Source organism: Arthrobacter sp. 49Tsu3.1M3, from assembly GCF_900168135.1.
Taxonomy (GTDB): domain Bacteria; phylum Actinomycetota; class Actinomycetes; order Actinomycetales; family Micrococcaceae; genus Arthrobacter.
Genome location: NZ_FUZD01000007.1, coordinates 12,815 through 32,904, shown reverse-complemented (window position 1 = coordinate 32,904; position 20,090 = coordinate 12,815). Strand labels below are relative to the sequence as shown.

Here is a 20,090-nt window from a genome sequence, read left to right as displayed (position 1 = left end):
CGATTGCCGGGCGTTTGAGGGATGCCTGCTGGGTAGCGGGGAACTATCGTCACGGCCGTTCCGGAGGGACTGTCTCGCCAAACCGCCGGAAGGATGCGCTCTGCTGGGCAAGCCGGCGCATGGCCAGGAGCACCGGTTCCATCGGGAGCGTCCCGAGGACCACGTGCCGCATCGCGGCCTCGGGCGAATCCGTGGGGACACTTTCGACGTCGGCAGCCGCGATGTCCTGCATGGCGGCGGCATAGCGGTCCAAGAGCGCCGTGGGCGCTTCGAACCCCGCCTCCGAAAGTCCGTGCAGGGCCCTTGCCAGGGCGGCCTGGGTATCGCGGTCGCATGTCTCTGCGCCCCAGCCCCAATGGTCCAGGAGCGCTTGTGTCGAGGAAAGGTCGACGTCGTCCCGTGCGGTCCGGGCGACCGCATGGTGCGCGATGCCGAGCAGATCGTGGCCGGACTCCGGCGGGTTTTCCAGGCCAAGCAGCACCTCGCGTGTGGCGCTGACGCTGAGCCCGGCGGTGCCAATGAGTGCCCGGATGAGCTTCAGCCGCCGTACATGCGAGTCGTCGTAGCGGGCCTGGGTCGCGGAGGTCAGCACGCCTTCGTGAAGCAGTTTCTCCCGAAGGTAGTACTTGATGGTGGCCGGTCTCGCGCAAGCCACGGAGCTAGTGCCCGTCGGGCCCGGAAGCCATCACGCGAAGGATCGGCTGTCTAAGCCCCGCTGATGCCGCGACGGCTTTCCTAGCCTGGGAGCAAGTTTTTCTGCCGCGGCTTGACGATCGAGTTCTGTCCGCAGTTGGAGCAGGTGATGTTGAAGGCTTTGGAAGTCGTGAAGACGGGGATGAAAAACAGGGTGAATTTGGTGGCGCGTTCCTGCAGTTGATGCTGCACGAGTTGGTGGCAGTACTGGCAGGTTGCCATCCGTTCGGGAAGGCCGCGCAGCACCGTCTTGAGGCCGAGGAGGAGAAGCATGGGGATCCTTTCAAGGGAATTTCCGGATCAGGGTTTGGCAGAGGCTCCCGGGGGCGGGAGATGGGCTGCCAGGCCCGAGAGCAGGATGGTGATTCCTTCATCCAGTTCAGCCATCCCGTCGTAGTCGGCGAGGACCGGGGCGAGGGCGCGGAGGCGGGGGAACTCCTTTGGCGGCAGGCGGTGCAGGCCCAGGCGGAGAAGGGCCTCATTTTCTTCGGGGTCGACGACGAATTCCTGCAGTTCGTTGAGGATGTGCCCGTAGAGGTAACCGTAGTAGGCGCGGTAGACGTGCAATGCGTCAACGGGGGCGAATCCGGCGTCGATCAGCAGGGACAGGATCTGCTCCAGCGGACGCAATGTTCCCAGCGGCCGCAGGCCCAGGGGCGTTGACAGGGGGCGGGTCACGAGGAGGGGCACGACATTGGGGTGCCGGAGCGCGAGGAGCCGCAGGTCGTGGGCAATACGCCGGAGCTGCGACTGCCAGTCGGGATCATCGGGAATGATGGCCAGTTCATTCAGCACGAGTTCTGAGACGCCGTCCAGCAGGGCTGCGCGGTTGGCGGCGTAGCGGTACAGGCTCATGGGGTCCCGCCCGAGTTCCTGCCCGAGCCTGCGCATGGTGAGGGCGTCGAGTCCTTCTGCGTCCACAAGTGCCAGTGCCGTCGACAGGACAATCTCCTTGCTGAGGCGAGCCTTTTTGCCGGGAGCCGCAGGGGGCGCCGGATGCTCTTCGGGCGACATGGTTTTCCGTTCGGGTCGATGCAGAATGGTTACATTTCCGGGATAAAAAGCCGGTTGCTTAATGTGTAGTCTACGCCTACAGTCTACATTGTAGAGAAGTTGCATTGGCTGGTTTCCGCAGGATGTGGACCGCCGGCCCAGTAACGCTTTATCCCCGGATCTGCGGTGACGCAGAAGTGCGGGATCTTGCTTCATCGCCTCGTGCATGGCCTTGACGCTCAGCTGCTGTAGCCACACGGCGGCACAAAATGCACCGCGAAGAAACGAGCCACTCATGGCAACTTCCCAATACGACCAATTCCTTCAGGAAGCCACCACCCGGGACCCTGCATCCGACCACGCCCTGGGCCGGGACTGCCTCTACGGGCTCTACACCAGCTGGTGTTTCCTGAGCCAGACCGCGCCCCGCCCCGAAGATGCCTTCTGGGCGGCCATGAAAGAAAAGCAGGTCCATCCCAAGCGCAACGGCCTCCGCATGAAAGGACCAGCCGCGGCGGACTACATCCTGGCCAGCTACCCGGGCCTGGTCTGACCCGGATGACAATCACGTCAAGCACGTACTTGCCCCGGGATGCCCACCAGCCCCGAGGGCGCCGGCCTTGGTGTGCGACATGTGAGACCGACCGGCACCTGCTCCTGGACTCCGTCGCCACCATGAATCCGCAGCGGGAAACCCTCGCAGCCGCCATCAGCTGCACCGGCTGCGGCAGCTCGCACGTCGTAGCTACGACTGCGGCGTTTCTCGCAATCATCCCGGCGCGGAACGGGAACAGCGGCGGCGCAGTGCACCGGGAGGACGCCTACCGCCACTGCCAGGAGCCGATGTCCGCAGTGGACCCCGAGCGGCGAAGTGCGCACCGGGCAGTTTCCACACACGCCGGGAGCCCGGATGTTCTGGGTGACTATCTCCGGACGCGTGTTCTCCGTTGCCGGTGCGGGTTTCAGATGGAAATAGCCCGCCCGTGACAAACAGCACCCTTCGGGGTCTGCAACCAACAAAGCATGAGGGGTACACCGTTTCCAACCACAGCACTGCCATCACCGGACCCTCCGCGGCCCACAATCAACGACCCGGGCTTATGGACATGGATTTGTCCCCGCAGGGACTCGCGGATGCCCCGGCGAACGAAGTCGACCCGGACAGCCTCGTCTACACCGGCAACAGCTAAGAGGCCGCACCCTTGCGCCCCTCCGGCCATAACCCCGGACCGGGCTCACTTCGACGCACTTTCACCGGCCGCAGCCAAGACCGCTGAGGCCCTCGTAGGAGAAAACATGAAGATCCCTGACGCGCGCGGACCCATCAGCGGAGGCCTGTTCCGGCTTCTGGCAGACGGGACCGGAGATGATTCCGCAGCCCAGGGCATGCTGCACGATCTCACCGGGCTCATCAACGGGCAGCTGGCACTTACCGAAGACATCGTCGACGACGGCGATCTGCAATTGACCCTGTTCTGCCTGTACGAGCTGCATTACGGCGGCTTGGATGGGGTGGACGACCGCTGGGAATGGAACCCAGGGTTGATCACACTCCGGCACCTGCTGGCGGAACCGTTCGAACTGGCGCTGCGGGCCGCGGCCCGCGTGTCCGCAGAATCAGTCCAGCCAGCTCCCGCCGCCGGCCTGGACAGCGACGCGGTGGCGGACATTCTCTTCGGGCTGGCGGGCCAGGACGGTGGACCAGGCATGTCCCGCCATGTGGCGAAGAAGGCAACCCTCGGGCAGCTCCGTGAATTCCTGGTCCACAAATCGATCTATCAGCTCAAGGAAGCTGATCCGCACACCTGGGCGATTCCGAGGCTGGCCGGGCGGGCAAAGGCTGCGCTGGTGGAGATCCAGGCTGACGAGTATGGCGGAGGCCGCCCGGACCGCATGCACAGCGCACTTTTCGCCCGGACCATGCGAGGAGTGGGACTGGACGATGTCTACGGCGGCTATGTCGACGCCGTCCCGGCCATCTCTCTCGCCGCGGTCAACATGATGTCGCTTTTCGGGCTGAACCGCAGACTTCGGGGAGCCATCGCAGGGCATCTGGCGATTTATGAGATGACGTCCTCCCGGCCGAACCAGCTCTACGGCAACGGTTTCCGGCGTCTCGGATTCGGGGCAGAGGTGACCGCGTACTTCGACGAGCACGTCGAAGCGGACGCCGTCCACGAACAGATCGCTGGCCGGGATCTCGCCGGAGGGCTGGTGGAGGCAGAGCCGGACCTTCTTCCGGACGTCCTGTTCGGCGCGACGGCGGCGATTGCCATCGACGCCCGGCTCACCGCGCACATCATGGGGGCATGGGAAAACGGCATGTCCTCCCTGAATCCGCCAGCGACCGCCGGGGTCTGAACCGGGCATGAATCCAGACAGGGATTACGTATGAAGCAGGATCCGCAGGAAACCTCCAACGACGGCGCCATTGTCATTTGCCCCGACGGACCGATCCTGGTCCGCGGCGAATTTGAGATCGTCACCCCGTCCGGGGCAGCAGTGCCGCGGACGCGCAAGACAGTTGCCCTGTGCCGCTGCGGCGCGTCCGCGATCAAACCCTACTGCGACGGCACCCACAAATTGATCGGGTTCCGATCCGAATTCCCCGCCACCCCGGGGACGAAACAAGCGACCTGAGGCACGCCGCGCGGTGTGCCCCTGAGGCGCCTTCCTCAAGGCGCCGCCGTCGTGCGCCGCCGTGACGGGCGGCCGCGGGGCAACGAACGGGTAAACAGCGGGCGACGTGAAAAAGAAAGCATATTTTTTAGGAAATATTTGACTCGATCTCAGAGTCGTGGCACGCGCGCGGAGACTTTGTGCAAGCGCTTACATTGAACGGCGTGTGAGCCGTTTTGGTGTCTGAAATGTGGTTTTGAATCCTCGCCAGCACTGTCTACGGTGATGAACGTCCAGGAGGTCAGCACCCTCCCGGGCCACCGACGGGGCCCTACCGAGGTCCCGTCCCCTCGACACGATGGCGTCCTCGATGACGCCTGCGGTGTCATCGGGGCTGCCGGAGTGTCGGGGAATGAGGGCATATGCCCGTCTTCCACGAATGGTCTCAACTCCGCGAGAAGAGCAAAAATGCACGAGCACCCCAATACACACCGGAAGCTGCGGTGGCGTTCTGTCGCCGCGGCACTGGCGGCGGCCGTGGCGGCCTCCGTCTTCCTTGCCGTTCCGTCAGCCCAGGCAAACACGCCCTCGGATCCGCCGAGCGGCGGGCAGATGCCGGCTCCGACCCCCGGCTTTCCCCTGCCCACGAAGCACACCCAGCAGGCGTTCGATCCGGCCGCGGCCTTCACCTCCAAATGGACGCGTGCCGATGCCAAGCAGATCATGGCCCAAAGCAGCACTGGCGTGACCCCGGGCCAGAACTCCATGAGCCCGAACGTCACCATGCCGGAAATCCCCCAGGACTTCCCGGCCATGAACAACGACGTCTGGGTCTGGGACACCTGGTCCCTGACCGACGAGAACGCAAACCAGATCAGCTACAAAGGCTGGGACGTGATCTTCTCACTCGTTGCCGACCGCCACGCCGGCTACGGCTTCGACCAGCGGCACTGGAACGCCAGGATCGGCTATTTCTTCCGCAAGACCAACGCCGACCCGGCCAAGGACAAGTGGAACTACGGCGGACACCTGTTCCTGGACAACACCTCCGTCGGTAACACCGAATGGTCCGGTTCCACCCGCCTCATGCAGGGGAACCACGTCAACGTCTTCTACACCGCAACGACGTTCTACGACGTTGCCGAGCGCAACGCCGGCGGCGGCGGAATCGCCCCGGACGCCGTGATCGCCAAGGCGCTGGGCAACATCCACGCTGATAAGAACGGTGTGAGCTTTGACGGCTTCGAGCACACCAAACTCCTTGAGCCCGACGGCGTCATGTACCAGAACAAGGCCCAGAATCCCGGGTTCGCCTTCCGGGACCCCTACACGTTCGTAGACCCGGCGCACCCGGGCAAGACCTTCATGGTCTTCGAAGGCAACACGGGTGGCCAGCGGGGCAACTACAAGTGCACGGACCAGGACCTGGGCTACCAGCCCGGGGACGCCCACGCCGAATCCGCGAACACCGTCAACGCCACCACCGGCGCATGGTTCCAGACCGCCAACGTGGGCCTGGCCGTGGCGGACAACAAAGACCTGACCAAGTGGCACTTCCTGCCGCCGATCCTGTCCGCCAACTGCGTCAACGACCAGACCGAGCGTCCGCAGATCTTCATCCAGAACGAGGGCGGCAAGAACAAGTACTACCTGTTCACCATCAGCCACCAGTTCACCTACGCGGATGGAATGCGCGGCCCCGACGGCGTTTACGGCTTCGTGGGCGACGGCGTCCGTTCCGACTACCAGCCCATGAACAACAGCGGCCTGACGCTGGCGTCCCCCACGGACCTGAACATGCCAGCCAATGCGCCCGAAGGGCCGGATCCCCGCCAGAACGGCCGCCAGTTCCAGGCCTACTCGCACTATGTGCAGCCGGGCGGGCTGGTGCAGTCCTTTATCGACAACGTGGACGGCGTCCGCGGCGGGTCCCTCTCGCCCACCGTGAAGATCAACTTCCGCAACGGAGTTTCGGCCGTTGACCGCACCTTCGGCCAGAACGGCCTGGGCCCGTTCGGGTACCTGCCCACGAACCTCAACGTCGGCGGTGCCGGGCTGTACAAGTAGTGCAGTAGGCCCTCATGAGGCGGAAGCGCCCGGATTTCCGGGCGCTTCCGTCCCACCGCAGGCCGTGGACCGACAGGCCCCAGGCCGGCAGGCCACAAATGGGCGGGATGGCTTCCACCTAGATCAGGAATGTTGAATCATGAAAAACCATTGGACGATCTGGATGGTGGCCGCCGCGGCCGCCGCCGCGGCCATTCTGATCGCGGTGGCGCTGATCCCTTCGCCGGGACCCCGCCCGGGATCCCCGAGCCATGCCGGGCAGGCGCAGTCAGCTTTCGACCGGCCCGAGGGGGCATCCGGGTTCCGGCCGAGCTATCACATAACGCCCGCGAAGAACTGGATGAATGATCCGCAGCGTCCCTTCCTGCTCGACGGCGTGTGGCACTACTACTACCTCTACAACGCCGGGTACCCGGAGGAGAACGGCACCGAGTGGTACCACCTGACCAGCACGGACCTGGTGCACTGGAAGGAGGAGGGAGTGGCGATCACCAAGTACAAAAACGGGCTGGGCGACATCGAAACCGGAAGCGCCGTGGTGGACCAGGACAATTCGGCCGGCTTTGGCAAGGGAGCCGTCATCGCGGTCATGACGCAGCAGGACCAGGGAATCCAGCGGCAGTCCCTGTTCTATTCCACCGACCACGGATACTCCTTCACCGCCTATGCGCAGAACCCGGTCATGGAAAACCCGGGCGAACCGGACTGGCGGGACCCCAAAATCATCCGCGATGCAGCCCACAGCCAATGGGTGATGGCCCTGGCCGAAGGCGACAAGATCGGCATGTATACGTCACCGGACCTGAAGAACTGGCACTACGCCTCGGGCATTGAACGCAAAGGTCTGGGCGTCCTCGAGTGCCCGGACCTCTTCCAGCTGGATCTTGACGGTGATCCATCCAAACGGACCTGGGTCCTGGCCGCCAGCGCCAACGGGAGCGAGGAGGGCTTCACCACGGGCGTTGCCTACTGGACTGGCGAATGGGACGGAACCCGTTTCACCCCGTCCGACGGGCCGCACCAGTGGCTCGACGCCGGCTCCGACTTCTACGCCGCCGTGACGTGGGATGATCCCAGGCTCACCGAAAGCCAGCGGATGTCCTCGCGGCACGCCATCGGGTGGATGAACAACTGGCAGTACGCCCGGCAGTTGCCCACCCAGGACTGGCACGGCGGCGCCGACTCCATCGTGAGGGACATACGGCTGGAAACAATCGGCGGAAAGCCAACCCTGGTGTCGAGCCCCACGACTGCCATGGAGTCCATTGAAGGCCCGGCGGCAACCACCAGGGAACGTCGACTGACACCGGAGGGCGCAGGACAACTGCCGGTCCCGGAAGGCGGGGCGTACCGGCTCGATGTGACTCTTGAGCGGACAGCGCAGGACGACGGTTCCGTTGCCAGGATCGAACTCGAAAGCGGCGGGGGCACGTTCGCCACCGTCGGATACGACTTCGCCACCGGGTCAGCATTCATCTCCCGGGCCGCCGATGCTGCCGCCACCGGCAAGGCCCAACTCAGCCCGGACTATCGGGCACCGCGCCGCGCAGCCAGCCCGGCGCGGAACGGGACGGTGGAGCTGACGATTTTCGTCGACTATTGCTCGGTGGAAGTTTTCATCAACGGCGGGGAAAAGACCATGACGTCACTTGTTTTCCCCGCTGCGGGGACGCCGGGGGTCAAAGCCGTCACGGCTGGCGGCACGCTGACGCTACAGTCCTTCAGCTACCGGCGGTTGGCCTCCACCCAGTGATCAGCTGTTGCCCGCAGCGGCGGGGATCCGGACTGCCCTGCCGCTGACCACTATTCCGCCGGCAGCGGGAATGTCCACGGTGAGCAGGCCCGGACGGCCGACGTGCCGTCCCTGATGGATGAGGACTCTCGACGGGGGATCGACCAGGCCCAGGATGCGCAGGTAGGCGCCGACCGCCGCCGCGGCGGCCCCGGTTGCGGGGTCCTCCGTGATGGCACCCACAGGGAACAGGTTCCGGGCTTCGAACTCGCCATCTGCGATCGGGTGCAGGACCGTCACCGTCGCGGCCCAGCCCTGTTTGTCCATGAGCCGGCGCACGGCCGCCGGATCGAAGGAAAAGGAGTCGAAAAGATTGCGGTCCGCGACGACCAGCACCGGATGCCAGTTCCCCGAATACGCGATCCGCGGCGGATAGGCCGGATCGAGATCGCCCGGGCCGAAACTGAGCAATCCAAGAAGTTCCGCCAGGACGTCGTCGTCGAAGCCGGCCAGCTGTGGTTCAACGCCCGTGAATGAGGCCGTGATCCCGGCACCATCTCCCGCCGTTTCTATCCGGACGGGGCCGACGGGGGTCTCGAAGGTGAAGGCGCCGGCCCCGTCGCGTGCGCTCAGCGCAACGGCCAGCGCAATCGTCGCATGGCCGCAGAACGGCACTTCGGCGATCGGCGAGAAGTACCGAACCCGGCTCCGGCGCGGGTCGCCGTCGACGCCCGGCTCCGTCACGAAAGCCGTTTCCGGGTACCCGACGGCGGCCGCCACCGCCAGCATCCCGGCATCATCCAGATCACGGGCATCCAGCACCAGGCCGGCAGGATTTCCGCCGTTGGGCGTCGTGGAAAAGGCCGCATAGCGCAGGACCTCCGGGGTGGTTTCCATGCACCGATCCTCCCATGCCGGGCCGCAGCGTCGGGGCCCGCGTACCAAAAGCCTTGACCGGGCAAAGCTGCGGCGGGCATGCTGTGCTATCTGCCCAGCAGCATCCACGGGAAGGCCACCCATGTCCCTTGCACCCTTTTCCTCGCGTTGCCGGGTGATCCTTGCGGCCGCCGCAAGCCTCGCGCTGATGCTGGCCGGAGCGCCGGCCCACGCAGCTGGGGCTGCGGGCCCGGGCAACGATGTGTCGTGGCCCCAATGCGGCAAAACGCTGCCCCGGGGACAGACGTTCGCCGTCGTCGGCGTGAACAATGGGCTGGCCAACACCACCAACCCGTGTCTGGCGACGCAGCTGTCCTGGGCCGGGACGTCCACCGGCGGGACTGGCCAGCCCCTGGTCGCGCTCTACGTGAACACCGCCAATCCCGGTACTTCGGGATCCTGGTGGCCCACCAGCAACAACTACGGAGGAACCACCGTAGCCAACCCCTACGGACAGTGCACCGCGGGTTCAGTCGAGGAAGCCTGCTCCTACATGTACGGCTATGCCAAGGCGTACGACGATGCCACCATCCGGGGGATAAGCAACGCGGCGGCCTACACGTGGTGGCTCGATGTCGAGACCGGCAATAGCTGGTCAACCCGCCCGGCGGCGAACCGTGCCGATCTGGAGGGGATGGCGGCCTACTTCGCGAGTGCCGGAGCCCGAACGGGCCTTTACTCCACCAAGACGCAGTGGACGCAGATTGTGGGGACGGTGCCGTCCTCGAGCAACCTTTACACGCTGCCCAGCTGGCTGGCCGGGGCGAAGTCACTCGCCGTGGCAAAACGCAAATGCTCTGACGCGCCACTGACGGCCGGCGGGAAAGTCACGATTGCCCAGTACGTGTCGGGAGGATTCGACTACGACCATTCCTGCATCTGAGGGTCCAACGGGCACCGGTCGGGACAGGACATGTCAGACCGCTAGCACTTGATTTCGGTCCGGAGGTCGCGGATCGCGGCCTCGACGTTCGCGGCTTCGTCCCGGAGGGAACCGGCGGCCTGAGCCAGCGTGGCGTCGTTCGGGACCGCGGCGACGGCGGCATTGAACTTGGCTTCGGCGGCCTTAACCGCCTCGGCCCGTTGTTGGGCGAGGTTCTGGCTTGCCTTGGCCAGGTCCTCATAGGTCGCCGTGACCTGGTCTTGGGCGGAGTGGACCTGCTCGATGGTGGCGTCCGGCTTCAGCGTGGCCTTGAAATTCGCCAGGGCCGCGGCATGGGCATCGGCGGCAGCGAAGACTTCCGACACGCTCGCGGGCGGGCTCGAGATGGTCACGGTGGGGCTTGGGGTGGCAGCCGGCGGACTCGTGGGGCTGCATCCGGTGAGCAGTACGACGGCGGTCGCAAGCGCGATGGATCCCACGGCGATTGCGTGCGGTCTGGACATTTGGAGGCTCCTCTCGAGCTGGGATCGCCCCCGGGCATTGGGCCTCGAAGGGCATATCCATCGTCTGCCCGGACGCGTGTGCGGACCTCATCCGCCGGGGGTGAAATGGGCGGCAGTGCACGGCCAGCGGGCACGGGCCCAAAGGCCCTTTTCGGAGCGGCGGAACGCGGGTATTAATGGTTGTGCCACGGCGGGACGGGTCCTCCGCGACTGGTGTTGAAGCCGGGGCGGGCGGTCCAGGGCGGATGCTAAAAGCCTCCCTGGGCCGCCGCGGCGCTGAAGCGGATTTCCCGCGGTCGCGGGAACAGCTCAACGGAACAAGTGCCGGAACAGCTGCGGGAACAGTCCGTCGAAACAGGTCGCCGGGACAGCCCGGAACCATACCCATGCGACGGGCCCCTTCGCCCTGACAATTCGCCCTGACAAATAGGAGGGCGCGGCGCTGTCCGCCCGGACGTATGCTGTTTTCATCGGTTCAGCAGTGAGCTGCGTGCTTTGATCTCGAGCGTGGAACATGACCCAAGGAACTGCAAGAGACGGCCGGCAGGATCGTTATGCCTCCTTCTGGGAGCTGCACTTCAACGACCCGGATGTCGGTGCCTTCCTCAGCGAAGCCGTGAGTGAGTTTGTCGACGACATCGGTGGTCCCGGCCGTGGGATCAGCTGGGCAGTGACACTGGTCGGGTCCGCGGAGGCCCTCACGCTGACCGCGGGCAGCGCACCGGCACGGGCCGCCGATGAGGCGCAGCGTTCCTTCGACGACGGGCCGGCCCGCACGGCGGTCCGAACCGGCGAATTTGTGTTCGTGGGCGACACTTCCCTGGAGCGGCGCTGGCCCGGGTATGCCAGCGCCGCCGCAGCCTTCGGGGTCCGGTCCCTCGTGTCTGTTCCACTGGCCCCACAAGCGGTCTTCCATGCCGCCGTGAACCTGTACGCCCCGTGGCCGCATGTCTTCACCAGCGCAGACATCGTCGCAGCGGCTCGACTGGCCCGCTACATCTCCCGGGCACTGCGTTTGGTCCAGGAGCTGGCGCTGAGGTCCGGGAGCGGCGCAGACCTCTCCTCGGCGCAGCTGTCCCGGGCACTGGCCGGGCTGGCGCTGCGGACGCTCGTGCGGGAGTACGGGTTCAGCGAAGAAGGGGCCCTTGAGTACCTTCGCAGCGTCGCGGGCGGAGCCGCACGGGAATCATCCGGCGGCACGGTCCACGTCCTGGTGCCCGATTCCGTTCCGGGCCAGAACGTGCCCCAGCCCAGTCCGTATGCCGCGGCGCCACACGGCGGAGACACGCCCCCCGTCCGACGGCGGCGGCGCAGGACGGGGACTCCGGCGTAGGCGGACACCGGCACGCGTCCCGCGGGACGGCACACCGGGCTCAGCCAGGGCAGCGGTCACGCCGCGCTGGCGTCTTCTGTTCCGTGGGCATGGCCTGGCCGGAGGACCTTCAGCGCGCCGGCCCACGCGATCACCTGGTCAAACAGGATCTGCAGGCTCTTTTCCGCTCCCGCCGTCGGGATGAAAGTGCGGTAATTCGCGAACTCCGTGGCCAGGGGCAGCGCCACCTGGGCCCGGACGTCGGCCATCTGCAGCTCCGCGGACACTCCGCGGAAGTGTTCGACGGCGCGGATGCCGCCGCTGCTTCCGTAGCTGACAAACCCGGCCGCCTTGTTGTTCCACTCCTTGTAGAGGTAGTCCACAGCGTTTTTCAGTGCTCCGGGAATGGAGTGGTTGTACTCGCCCGTGACGAAGATGTAGCCGTCGAATCCGTCGACAGCTTCGGACCAGGCCTTGGTGTAAGGCTGGCTATACCGGCCGAAGGAGGGTGGCAGCGGCTCGTCCAGCAGCGGAAGATCAAAATCGGCCACGTCGAGGACGTCAAAGGTGGCATCGCCGCGTTCTGATGCCCGGGCACTTACCCAGTCCGCGACAGCCTTTCCGAGGCGGCCGGGCCGGGTGCTCCCGAGCACGATAGCGATGCGGATCATGGCGGGCTCCTTTCCGGAAGTAATGTTTGCCCACACTCAGAACAACAAAGCGGAGGGCGCGAAACTTCCGCCACCGTCGTGGGCCCGGCGGGTTCAGGGGCTAACGCGCGGCATGCCGATGGTCCGGCAGGATCCGCCCGCCGCGCAGCACGGCCACGAGGTCGAAGCCCGGGTCAACGGCGATGATATCGGCGCGCATTCCAGCCCGGAGGGAGCCGATCTCGTTCTCCAGGCCCAGGACCCGGGCCGGGACCAGGGTGGCCGCCGCGACGGCGCCGGCCGGACTCACTCCCGCCGCGATGGCGGTGCGGACAGCCTCCAACAGGGTCGCCGTGCCCCCGGCGAGGGCGCCGTTGCTCCGCAGGGTGGCCACGCCGTCGTGCACCACCACATCCGCGGGGCCGAGTTCGTAATCGCCGTCGGGCAGCCCGGTTGCCGCCATGGAGTCCGTCACCAGCGCGACGCCCCCGGCTCCGACCAGGTCAAAGACCATCCGGACCGTCTCCGGGTCGAGGTGGACGCCGTCGCCGACGAGCTCCACCACGACCGTGCCGGCGGCCGCCAGCCGCAGGCACGCGGCCGCCGGTCCGGGACTCCGGTGATGCAGGGGAGGCATCCCGTTGAACAGATGGGTCACCGTGGGCGTGGCCCGCGGCCCGAAGGCCCCGGAAGCCGCGCCCCCGCGGATGAGGTCCGCGGCTTCCGCCAGTGAGGCCGCGGCCACGGGGGCAGCGGCATCGGTATGGCCCAGCGAGGGGATCACTCCGTGGTCCGTGAGGATCCGCAGGAGCTCACTTGAGCCGGGCAGTTCGGGGGCGTACGTCATGGTCCGCAGGGTTCCGCCGGCCGCCGCCACCAGCCGCCGGAGCAGCGCAGGGTCGGGGGCGCGGAGCCAATGCGGGTCCTGCGCGCCGCAACGGACGGCGGAGAGGAAGGGCCCCTCGGAGTGCACGCCGGCGATCAGACCCTCGGCCGCCAGGACCTTGAGGATGCCGAGAGACCCCACCAGCTCATCTTCCGGGGCCGTGACGAGGCTGGCGAGGAGGGTGGTGGTCCCGTTGCGGTGCAGGAAGTCCACGGCCGTCCGGCAGGCCCGGTCATTGCCGGCCGGGAATCCGCCGCCCGCGGCGCCGTGGCAATGGAGGTCGACAAGCCCGGGAAGCAAGGAGCTGCCGGGCGGCAGCGGGAGCTCCTGCGCACCCGGGAAATGTGCGGCGTCAAAGCCGTCACTGGGTCCCGCGTAGGCGATCCGGCCGCCGTTCACCGCCACCACGCAGCCCGGTGCGCAGACGCCGTCCGTGATGAGGGCACCCCGCAGGATGTAGTCAGGAGCGGCGGCTTCGCGGTCCTCGAGGGGCAGGATCATGGTGCCTGGTTTCTGTGTGGCCGGGCGTTGGCGGGCTGGTACGGCTAGTTGAAGACTAGCGTGGCAGGTCCCGGAACCATCGCCGTGCCAAACCTAGCGCAGCACGACCGTCCTGTTGCCTTGGAGGATGACGCGTCCCTCGCAGTGCCAGCGGACGGCGTTGGAGAGTGCCCTGCATTCGGTATCGCGCCCGGCGGCCACGAGATCGTCCGGACTGAAAGTGTGGTCCACCTCCACCACTTGCTGGGAGATGATGGGTCCTTCGTCCAGCTCCGCGTTGACGTAGTGGGCGGTGGCGCCGACCGTCTTCACGCCCCGGGCGTGCGCCTGGTGGTAGGGCTTCGCGCCCTTGAAGCTGGGCAGGAAGGAGTGGTGGATGTTGATGGCGCGGCCATCCAGCTGGCGGGTGAGGTTGTCGCTGAGGACCTGCATGTAACGGGCCAGGACCACCAGTTCCACGTCCATCCGGTCGATCAGTTCCAGGAGCCGCTGCTCGGCCGCAGGCTTGGTCTCCGGCGTGATCGGCACATGGAAGAACGGGATGCCGTGCCATTCGACGGTCCTTCGGTGGTCGGGGTGGTTGGAGACGACGCCGACGATCTCGATGGGCAGTTCTCCGGTGCGTGCCCGGTACAGCAGATCGTTGAGGCAGTGCTCGAATTTCGAGACCATGATCAGCACCCGCCGTTTGGTCCCGTGCCGCCGCAGCTCCCAGCGCATGCCGAATTTTTCGGCGACCGGCACAAAGGCGTCGCGGAGCACATCCAGGGTGGTTTGGTCTCCGGCCGACGCGAAGTGGACCCGCATGAAGAAGTGGCCGTCCAGCTGTGAGTCGAACTGTTTGCTTTCCAGGATGTCGCAGCCCTGATCCAGCAGGAAGCCGGACACGGCGTGGACTATCCCGCGCGTTTCCGGGCAGTCCAGTGTCAGGACGTGCTCAACGGTGTCGGGGGTCTGGTCCGGGGCCATGGTCAGCACTCCACGACGTTCACGGCGAGGCCCCCGCGGGAGGTTTCCTTGTACTTGGTTTTCATGTCTGCTCCTGTTTCGCGCATGGTCTTGATTGCTTTGTCCAGCGAGACTTTGTGGCTGCCGTCGCCGTGAAGGCACAGGCGGGCGGCGTTGATGGCTTTGACGCTGGCGATCGCGTTGCGTTCGATGCAGGGGATCTGCACGAGCCCGCCGACGGGGTCGCAGGTCAGCCCGAGGTTGTGCTCGATCCCGACTTCGGCGGCGTTTTCCACCTGCTCCGGGGTTCCGCCCAGGACTTCGCAGAGTCCCGCCGCCGCCATGGAGCAGGCGGATCCGACTTCGCCCTGGCAGCCGACCTCTGCCCCGGAGATGGAAGCGTTGATCTTGAAGAGGATCCCGACGGCGGCCGCAGCCAGCAGGAAGCGGATGACGCCGTCGTCGTTGGCGCCGGGGACGAACTTGACGTAATAGTGCAGCACGGCCGGCACAATGCCGGCGGCACCATTGGTGGGCGCGGTGACAATCCGGCCCCCCGCGGCGTTTTCCTCGTTGACGGCCAGCGCGAAGAGGTTCACCCATTCCATGGCGAGCAACGGGTCGGCAGGCACCTGGACCGGTGATGGGTTCCGGGCATCCGCCTCGGCGCTGACGGCGGATGCTGCCAGCGTCCGAAACAACGACGGGGCGCGCCGTTTGACGTTCAGCCCGCCGGGCAGGATGCCCTCGGCGGCGCAGCCGTTGTCCACGCACTGGCGCATGACCGCCCACAGGGCCAAGAGCTTCTCCCGGAGGTCGGCTTCGGTGCGCCAGACGAGTTCGTTGGCCAGCATGACGTCGGAGACGGACATATTCTCACGGTGACATATTTCAAGGAGTTCGTCAGCCGTTGTGAACGGGTAGGGCAGCACGGTGTCGTCTGCCACCACTTGGTCGGCGCCTTGTGCATTGCCATCGACGACGAAACCGCCCCCAATCGAATAGAAGCTCCGTTCGCAGAGGACGTCGCCGGCGTGGTTAAGGGCCCGGAAGGTCATGCCGTTCGGATGGGCCGGCAGCGACTTGCGGCGGTGCAGGACCACGTCCTCGTCCCAGTTGAAATCCACCCGGTGGTCCCCGCCAATCCGGAGCTCGGCATCCAGGGCAGCGGCAGCCACCTGGTCATCGGCAGTGTCCGTGTCCACGCTCTCGGGCTCCTGGCCCTGGAGGCCCAGGACCACGGCCTTGTCCGAACCGTGGCCCCGGCCGGTGGCGCCGAGGGAACCGAACAGCTCGGCCTGCACCCTCGCCGTGGAACTCAGCTGACCTTCGCTCTTGAGCCCGTCGGCGAACCGCTTGGCCGCCCGCATCGGGCCGACCGTGTGGGAGGAGGACGGCCCGATGCCAACAGAAAACAGGTCCAGGACGCTGAGCGCCATCAGGGGACCTCGGTGGAGGCATATTCGCGCATGGCGTCGAGGAGCCAGCGGCCGAGGAACTCCGCGAAGGATGCCCGCGGGAGGATCCGGTAGGTCTCGTCCCCGGTCTTCCACAGAATGGCGGGGATGCCGCCGATTTCCGTGGACAGGGCCGTTCCGGGCTGGAAGACGCGGGGGTGCAGGTCCAGGGCGCAGCCCTTCTCCAGCACAGCACTGGCCCGGGGCCCGGAGAGCTCGAGCGTGGTGCGGTTGGCGGAGAGATCCACCACCTGGCCCTGGCCGTCGCCCAGTGCTCCGATGAGCGCCCCGGGGAGCTCACCGCCCACGCTTTCGTGGGATTCGGCGGGGGCCACGAGCAGGAATTCTGCCGGGCCCAGCCACAGCACTGCGGTGTCGCCGCTGCTGCGGACTTCGCCGGAAGCGGAGGGCAAGCCGCCCGTGAGGGCGCCCAGCCGCTTCCCCGCGTCGCCGGCAGGATCGACCCGGAGCCCTGCCATGGTCAGAAACGGCACCTCGCGCAGCTCCACGGTGCCTGCAACGGATCCCGCTTCAAAAGCCGTTGTCAGGAGCGACGCCGGACTCTTCCTGAGGGTCTGGATCTTCTTGGAATTTTCGAGTGCTGCAGTGTCAGCCATCTTTGCGGGCCCCTTCAGAGTCAAAAAGTACGGTTTCTGCGACGATTACGTCCACGAGTTGGTCGCCGGCGGCGGCCACCAGGGTCTCTCCCATGCGGTTGCGGCCGTTCTTGATCAGGGCCAGGGCAAACGACCTGCCCAGCGCCGCACTGTGGTAGCTCGAGGTCACGAATCCCTGCATGGGCACGGGGCCGTAGGCGGGGTTGACGGTGATGCCCTGTTCCACCAGTTGGGTGCCTTCGGGGAGCCGGATGGTGCCGTCCACGGGGAGGACGCTGACCAGGTGTTTCCGGTCGGTGCGGCCGGCGTCCTTGCGGGTGTAGGAGCGTTTGCCGATGAAGTCCTTGACCTTGGACACCACCCATTCCATGCCGGCATCCTGCGGTGTCACAGTCCCGTCAGTGTCCTGGCCGACGATCGGGTAGCCCTTCTCCGCACGCAGCACGTGCATGGTCTCGGTGCCGTACGGGGTGATGTTGAACTCCGCCCCGGCCGCCGCCACGGCTTCCCAGGTGCTCAGCCCGTACCAGGACGGGACGTTGATTTCGTAGGCCAGTTCCCCGGAGAACGAGATCCGGCAGACCCGGGCCTGGACACCGGATGCCAGGGTGGTCTCCCGGAACGTCATGAACGGGAAAGCCTCGGCGTCCAGGCCGCCGTCGGCTGCCAGCCCCGGAGCCACTTTGGCGAGAACGGCGCGGGATTTCGGACCGACGACGGCGATCGTGGACCACTGCTCCGTGACGGAGGTGCAGTGCACATCGAGTTCCGGCCATTCGGTCTGCAGCCATTCCTCGAGCCAGTCCAGCACCTTGGCCGCGCCGCCGGTGGTGGTGGTCATGAAGAAGCGGTCCTCGTCCAGGCGCAAGGTGACGCCGTCGTCGAAGATCATCCCGTCCGGGGTGCACATGACGCCGTAGCGGGCCGAACCCGGAGCGAGCTTCTTGAACGCGTTGGTGTAGATGCGGTTCAGGAACTCACCGGCATCCTTGCCGCGGATCTCGATCTTGCCCAGGGTGGTGGCGTCCATGAAACCCACGGATTCCCGGACGGCGGCGCATTCACGGAGCACCGCGGTGTCCATGTCCTCGCCGTCCTGCGGGTAGTACCACGGCCGCTTCCACTGCCCGACGTCTTCGAAGAGGGCTCCCTGGGCGACATGCCAGGGGTGGATGGATGTGAGGCGGGCGGGGTCGAAGAGTTCGCCGCGCTGGCGTCCGGCGAGGGCGGCAAACGCCACCGGGGTGAAAGGCGCCCGGTAGGTGGTGGTGCCGATGTCGCCGATCCCGCGGGACGCTTCGCCGGCTGTCCGGAGAGCGGCGGCGATCACGCCGATCGCGTTCACCCCGGAGGTCTTGCCCTGATCGTTCGCGGTGCTGATCGAGGTGTAGCGCTTGATGTGTTCCACCGACCGCATGCCGGCCCCGGTGGAGCGGAGGACATCGGCCACGGACTGGTCCCGCTGGAAGTCGACGAAGTGGTGATGCCAGTCATCCGGTGTCCCGGCTTGGCCGGGGACCAGCCACAGCTGGCGGGTCGGGGCGGAGGCGCGCGGCGGGGCCGGCGTTGAAGGCTGGACATCGGAGTCGAACCCCGCGGCCAGGACCGCCGCGGCGCCGGCGGAGACGCCTTCAGCCACGCAGTCGCCGAGGGCGAACGTGCCGCGGCCGGAGCCGGCCACCTGTTGGTTGGGAACCACGCTGTTGGGGACGAAGGCGGCGAGGTCCTCGTCCCAGCGGAGCCTGCCCTGGCGCTGGGAGTGCAGGTGAACCACGGGCGACCAGCCGCCGGAGACGGCCAGCAGGTCGCAGGGGAGCTGTTCGATTCCCGAGGTGATTTCGCCGGCGTCGTTGATGCTCCGGACGGTCACGCCGAGGAGCCGGCCGTCGCCGGACGCAGCTGCCGTGGTGTTGGCGACGGCGCTGCCGATCAGCACCCGTGTGCCGGCCGCTGTGGTTGCCGCAGCGGTTTCGCTCAGCTGTGCGCGGGCGTCCACGACGGCCTCGACCTTGATGCCGGCGGCGCGGAGGTCGGCGGCCAGGGCGTAGGCACTGTCGTTGGTGGTGCCGATGACCACGCGGGAACCGGCGGCGACGGCGTAGCGGTTGAGGTAGCTGCGCACCGCGGAGGCCAGCATGATGCCTGGGCGGTCGTTGTTTTCGAAAACGAGCGGGCGTTCGTGGGCGCCTGGGGCCAGGATGACCTGGGCGGCACGGATGTGCCAGATCCGCTGGCGGGACACGCCGGGCGCGGCCGGGGTGAGGAGGTGGTCCGTCCGGTTCTGGGCCGCGATCATGTAGTTGGAGTCGTAGGAGCCGAAGGCCGTGGTGCGGTTCAGTACCGTGCACTCGGCCGCGGAGATCAGTTCGGCTTCAACATTGGCCACCCATTCCAGGGCGGGCTGTCCTTCGATGCTCTCCGCGAGGGCCGGATCCGTGGAGCCGGACAACAGCGAGCCGCCCAGTTCGGGCTGGTCGTCGATCAGGATGACCCGGGCGCCGGACCGGACGGCCTCGCGGGCCGCGGCCAGGCCTGCCGGGCCGCCACCGACCACAAGGACGTCGGTATGGACATACTTCTTGTCGTATTCGGCGTGGTCCTCGGCCGGGTCCAGCTTGCCCAGTCCGCTGAGGTACTCGGCGCTGAGGCCGTCCACGAGGGACACCGTGGTGGCCGGGAGCATGGATTCGGCCACGTGGCCCGGGAACCGGGCCGCAACCTTGACCAGGGCGTTGGATTCCTCGACGCCGGCGGACATGATGCCGCGGGCCCGTCCCTCATACAGGGAGTCACCCGCACGGAGCCGGCCGTTGGCCAGCAGGGCAGAGGCGAGGGTGTCGCCGGGGTGGCCTGTGTACTCACGGCCGTCCAGGGTGAAGCGCCACGTGACGCTGCGGTCGATGCGTCCGCCGGTGCTAAGACGCGCGGGCTGCGGCTGAGCGGTCATTTGACTGCTCCTTCCGGGGAGACGGGGCTGGTGAGGGTGGGGGCTGCGGTCCCCGTGGCTGTGTTTTCCTTGTCAGGGCGAGGCTGACCCATCGGGTAGACGGCCTGGATGTCGTAGGTGACGGTGTCGCGGAGCATGTTGAACCATTGCCGGCAGCCGGTGCTGTGCAGCCAGCGTTCGGCGAAGGCGCCCTTGGTGTTGTCGCGGTAGAACAGGTACTCGGCCCATTCACGGTCCGTGAGCTCTGCCGGGTTTTCGGGGTAGGCCACGTGGGCCTGTCCGCCGTAGTGGAACTCGGTCTCGTCGCGGGGACCGCAGTTGGGGCAGGGAATCAGAAGCATGTCCT

General features: G+C 66.7%; 20 protein-coding genes. 8 read left to right on the top strand and 12 right to left on the bottom strand.

Features of this window, described 5'->3' with window-relative positions:
• Nucleotides 1-49: 49 nt before the first annotated feature.
• The 3 genes from B5X90_RS10100 to B5X90_RS10090 all read right to left on the bottom strand — a co-directional run bounded on the left by B5X90_RS10100 (nt 50) and on the right by B5X90_RS10090 (nt 1,707).
• Nucleotides 50-655, bottom strand: a complete 606-nt coding sequence (locus B5X90_RS10100; protein ID WP_079552561.1) for a MerR family transcriptional regulator — start codon at nt 653-655, stop codon at nt 50-52.
• 80 nt (nt 656-735) lie between these two features.
• Nucleotides 736-966 (bottom strand): zinc-ribbon domain-containing protein, encoded by a 231-nt coding sequence (locus B5X90_RS10095; protein WP_079552558.1) that lies wholly within the window; start codon nt 964-966, stop codon nt 736-738.
• Between the two features lie 27 nt (nt 967-993).
• Nucleotides 994-1,707, bottom strand: a complete 714-nt coding sequence (locus B5X90_RS10090) for a TetR/AcrR family transcriptional regulator C-terminal domain-containing protein (RefSeq protein WP_079552556.1) — start codon at nt 1,705-1,707, stop codon at nt 994-996.
• A 274-nt stretch (nt 1,708-1,981) separates the two neighbouring features.
• Between B5X90_RS10090 and B5X90_RS10085 the strand changes: the two genes are divergently transcribed.
• From B5X90_RS10085 to B5X90_RS10065, 6 genes are all read left to right on the top strand, one after another.
• Complete coding sequence (locus B5X90_RS10085) at nt 1,982-2,239, top strand: hypothetical protein (RefSeq protein WP_079552554.1); 258 nt, start codon at nt 1,982-1,984, stop codon at nt 2,237-2,239.
• Between the two features lie 430 nt (nt 2,240-2,669).
• A complete protein-coding gene (locus tag B5X90_RS20980) occupies nt 2,670-2,876 on the top strand; it encodes a hypothetical protein (RefSeq protein WP_143264706.1) in 207 nt (68 codons plus the stop codon).
• Between the two features lie 106 nt (nt 2,877-2,982).
• Complete coding sequence (locus B5X90_RS10080) at nt 2,983-4,047, top strand: iron-containing redox enzyme family protein (RefSeq protein ID WP_079552552.1); 1,065 nt, start codon at nt 2,983-2,985, stop codon at nt 4,045-4,047.
• 30 nt (nt 4,048-4,077) lie between these two features.
• Entirely contained in the window at nt 4,078-4,326 is a 249-nt protein-coding gene (locus B5X90_RS10075) for a CDGSH iron-sulfur domain-containing protein (protein WP_079552550.1), read from the top strand.
• Between the two features lie 447 nt (nt 4,327-4,773).
• The gene (locus B5X90_RS10070) at nt 4,774-6,372 is read left to right on the top strand and encodes a glycoside hydrolase family 68 protein (protein ID WP_079552548.1); all 1,599 of its coding nucleotides are present in this window, start codon (nt 4,774-4,776) and stop codon (nt 6,370-6,372) included.
• A gap of 139 nt (nt 6,373-6,511) precedes the next feature.
• Nucleotides 6,512-8,125 (top strand): glycoside hydrolase family 32 protein, encoded by a 1,614-nt coding sequence (locus B5X90_RS10065; RefSeq protein ID WP_079552546.1) that lies wholly within the window; start codon nt 6,512-6,514, stop codon nt 8,123-8,125.
• Here B5X90_RS10065 and B5X90_RS10060 read toward each other — a convergent pair whose 3' ends face one another.
• Complete coding sequence (locus tag B5X90_RS10060) at nt 8,126-9,001, bottom strand: PhzF family phenazine biosynthesis protein (RefSeq protein WP_079552544.1); 876 nt, start codon at nt 8,999-9,001, stop codon at nt 8,126-8,128. It lies immediately after the preceding gene.
• A gap of 121 nt (nt 9,002-9,122) precedes the next feature.
• On the opposite strand from B5X90_RS10060, the gene B5X90_RS10055 reads away from it, so the two are divergent.
• Nucleotides 9,123-9,923, top strand: a complete 801-nt coding sequence (locus B5X90_RS10055) for a hypothetical protein (RefSeq protein WP_079552541.1) — start codon at nt 9,123-9,125, stop codon at nt 9,921-9,923.
• 41 nt (nt 9,924-9,964) lie between these two features.
• Here the strand turns inward: B5X90_RS10055 and B5X90_RS10050 are convergent, their stop codons facing one another.
• Nucleotides 9,965-10,426 carry a hypothetical protein gene (locus tag B5X90_RS10050; RefSeq protein WP_079552538.1) on the bottom strand — a complete coding sequence of 154 codons (462 nt, stop codon included), beginning with the start codon at nt 10,424-10,426 and terminating at the stop codon, nt 9,965-9,967.
• Nucleotides 10,427-10,940: 514 nt separating this feature from the next.
• Between B5X90_RS10050 and B5X90_RS10045 the strand changes: the two genes are divergently transcribed.
• Nucleotides 10,941-11,759, top strand: coding sequence for a GAF domain-containing protein (locus B5X90_RS10045; RefSeq protein WP_079552536.1), 819 nt, complete (start codon nt 10,941-10,943; stop codon nt 11,757-11,759).
• Between the two features lie 56 nt (nt 11,760-11,815).
• Here the strand turns inward: B5X90_RS10045 and B5X90_RS10040 are convergent, their stop codons facing one another.
• From B5X90_RS10040 to B5X90_RS10010, 7 genes are all read right to left on the bottom strand, one after another.
• Nucleotides 11,816-12,409, bottom strand: coding sequence for an NADPH-dependent FMN reductase (locus B5X90_RS10040; RefSeq protein ID WP_079552534.1), 594 nt, complete (start codon nt 12,407-12,409; stop codon nt 11,816-11,818).
• 100 nt (nt 12,410-12,509) lie between these two features.
• Entirely contained in the window at nt 12,510-13,775 is a 1,266-nt protein-coding gene (locus B5X90_RS10035; protein WP_079552532.1) for an N-acetylglucosamine-6-phosphate deacetylase, read from the bottom strand.
• A 93-nt stretch (nt 13,776-13,868) separates the two neighbouring features.
• A complete protein-coding gene (gene purU / locus B5X90_RS10030; RefSeq protein ID WP_079552530.1) occupies nt 13,869-14,744 on the bottom strand; it encodes a formyltetrahydrofolate deformylase in 876 nt (291 codons plus the stop codon).
• Between the two features lie 2 nt (nt 14,745-14,746).
• Nucleotides 14,747-16,162: an L-serine ammonia-lyase gene (locus B5X90_RS10025; RefSeq protein ID WP_079552528.1), complete on the bottom strand. Its 1,416-nt coding sequence runs from the start codon at nt 16,160-16,162 to the stop codon at nt 14,747-14,749.
• On the bottom strand, nt 16,162-16,797 hold the full coding sequence (locus B5X90_RS10020) for a sarcosine oxidase subunit gamma (RefSeq protein ID WP_079552526.1): 636 nt from the start codon (nt 16,795-16,797) through the stop codon (nt 16,162-16,164). Before B5X90_RS10020 ends, B5X90_RS10025 begins: the two co-directional genes overlap by 1 nt.
• The gene (locus tag B5X90_RS10015; RefSeq protein ID WP_079552523.1) at nt 16,790-19,744 is read right to left on the bottom strand and encodes a 2Fe-2S iron-sulfur cluster-binding protein; all 2,955 of its coding nucleotides are present in this window, start codon (nt 19,742-19,744) and stop codon (nt 16,790-16,792) included. The genes B5X90_RS10020 and B5X90_RS10015 overlap by 8 nt, the downstream gene beginning before the upstream one ends.
• Nucleotides 19,741-20,085, bottom strand: a complete 345-nt coding sequence (locus B5X90_RS10010) for a sarcosine oxidase subunit delta (RefSeq protein WP_079552521.1) — start codon at nt 20,083-20,085, stop codon at nt 19,741-19,743. The genes B5X90_RS10015 and B5X90_RS10010 overlap by 4 nt, the downstream gene beginning before the upstream one ends.
• Nucleotides 20,086-20,090: the final 5 nt, after the last annotated feature.

Coding starts and splice junctions, on each gene's coding strand:
- B5X90_RS10095 (WP_079552558.1), bottom strand. CDS start 966: ATGCTTCTCCTCCTCGGCCTCAAGACGGTGCTGCGCGGCCTTCCCGAA.
- B5X90_RS10090 (WP_079552556.1), bottom strand. CDS start 1,707: ATGTCGCCCGAAGAGCATCCGGCGCCCCCTGCGGCTCCCGGCAAAAAG.
- B5X90_RS10085 (WP_079552554.1), top strand. CDS start 1,982: ATGGCAACTTCCCAATACGACCAATTCCTTCAGGAAGCCACCACCCGG.
- B5X90_RS10080 (WP_079552552.1), top strand. CDS start 2,983: ATGAAGATCCCTGACGCGCGCGGACCCATCAGCGGAGGCCTGTTCCGG.
- B5X90_RS10075 (WP_079552550.1), top strand. CDS start 4,078: ATGAAGCAGGATCCGCAGGAAACCTCCAACGACGGCGCCATTGTCATT.
- B5X90_RS10070 (WP_079552548.1), top strand. CDS start 4,774: ATGCACGAGCACCCCAATACACACCGGAAGCTGCGGTGGCGTTCTGTC.
- B5X90_RS10065 (WP_079552546.1), top strand. CDS start 6,512: ATGAAAAACCATTGGACGATCTGGATGGTGGCCGCCGCGGCCGCCGCC.
- B5X90_RS10060 (WP_079552544.1), bottom strand. CDS start 9,001: ATGGAAACCACCCCGGAGGTCCTGCGCTATGCGGCCTTTTCCACGACG.
- B5X90_RS10055 (WP_079552541.1), top strand. CDS start 9,123: ATGTCCCTTGCACCCTTTTCCTCGCGTTGCCGGGTGATCCTTGCGGCC.
- B5X90_RS10050 (WP_079552538.1), bottom strand. CDS start 10,426: ATGTCCAGACCGCACGCAATCGCCGTGGGATCCATCGCGCTTGCGACC.
- B5X90_RS10045 (WP_079552536.1), top strand. CDS start 10,941: ATGACCCAAGGAACTGCAAGAGACGGCCGGCAGGATCGTTATGCCTCC.
- B5X90_RS10040 (WP_079552534.1), bottom strand. CDS start 12,409: ATGATCCGCATCGCTATCGTGCTCGGGAGCACCCGGCCCGGCCGCCTC.
- B5X90_RS10035 (WP_079552532.1), bottom strand. CDS start 13,775: ATGATCCTGCCCCTCGAGGACCGCGAAGCCGCCGCTCCTGACTACATC.
- purU (WP_079552530.1), bottom strand. CDS start 14,744: ATGGCCCCGGACCAGACCCCCGACACCGTTGAGCACGTCCTGACACTG.
- B5X90_RS10025 (WP_079552528.1), bottom strand. CDS start 16,162: ATGGCGCTCAGCGTCCTGGACCTGTTTTCTGTTGGCATCGGGCCGTCC.
- B5X90_RS10020 (WP_079552526.1), bottom strand. CDS start 16,797: ATGGCTGACACTGCAGCACTCGAAAATTCCAAGAAGATCCAGACCCTC.
- B5X90_RS10015 (WP_079552523.1), bottom strand. CDS start 19,744: ATGACCGCTCAGCCGCAGCCCGCGCGTCTTAGCACCGGCGGACGCATC.
- B5X90_RS10010 (WP_079552521.1), bottom strand. CDS start 20,085: ATGCTTCTGATTCCCTGCCCCAACTGCGGTCCCCGCGACGAGACCGAG.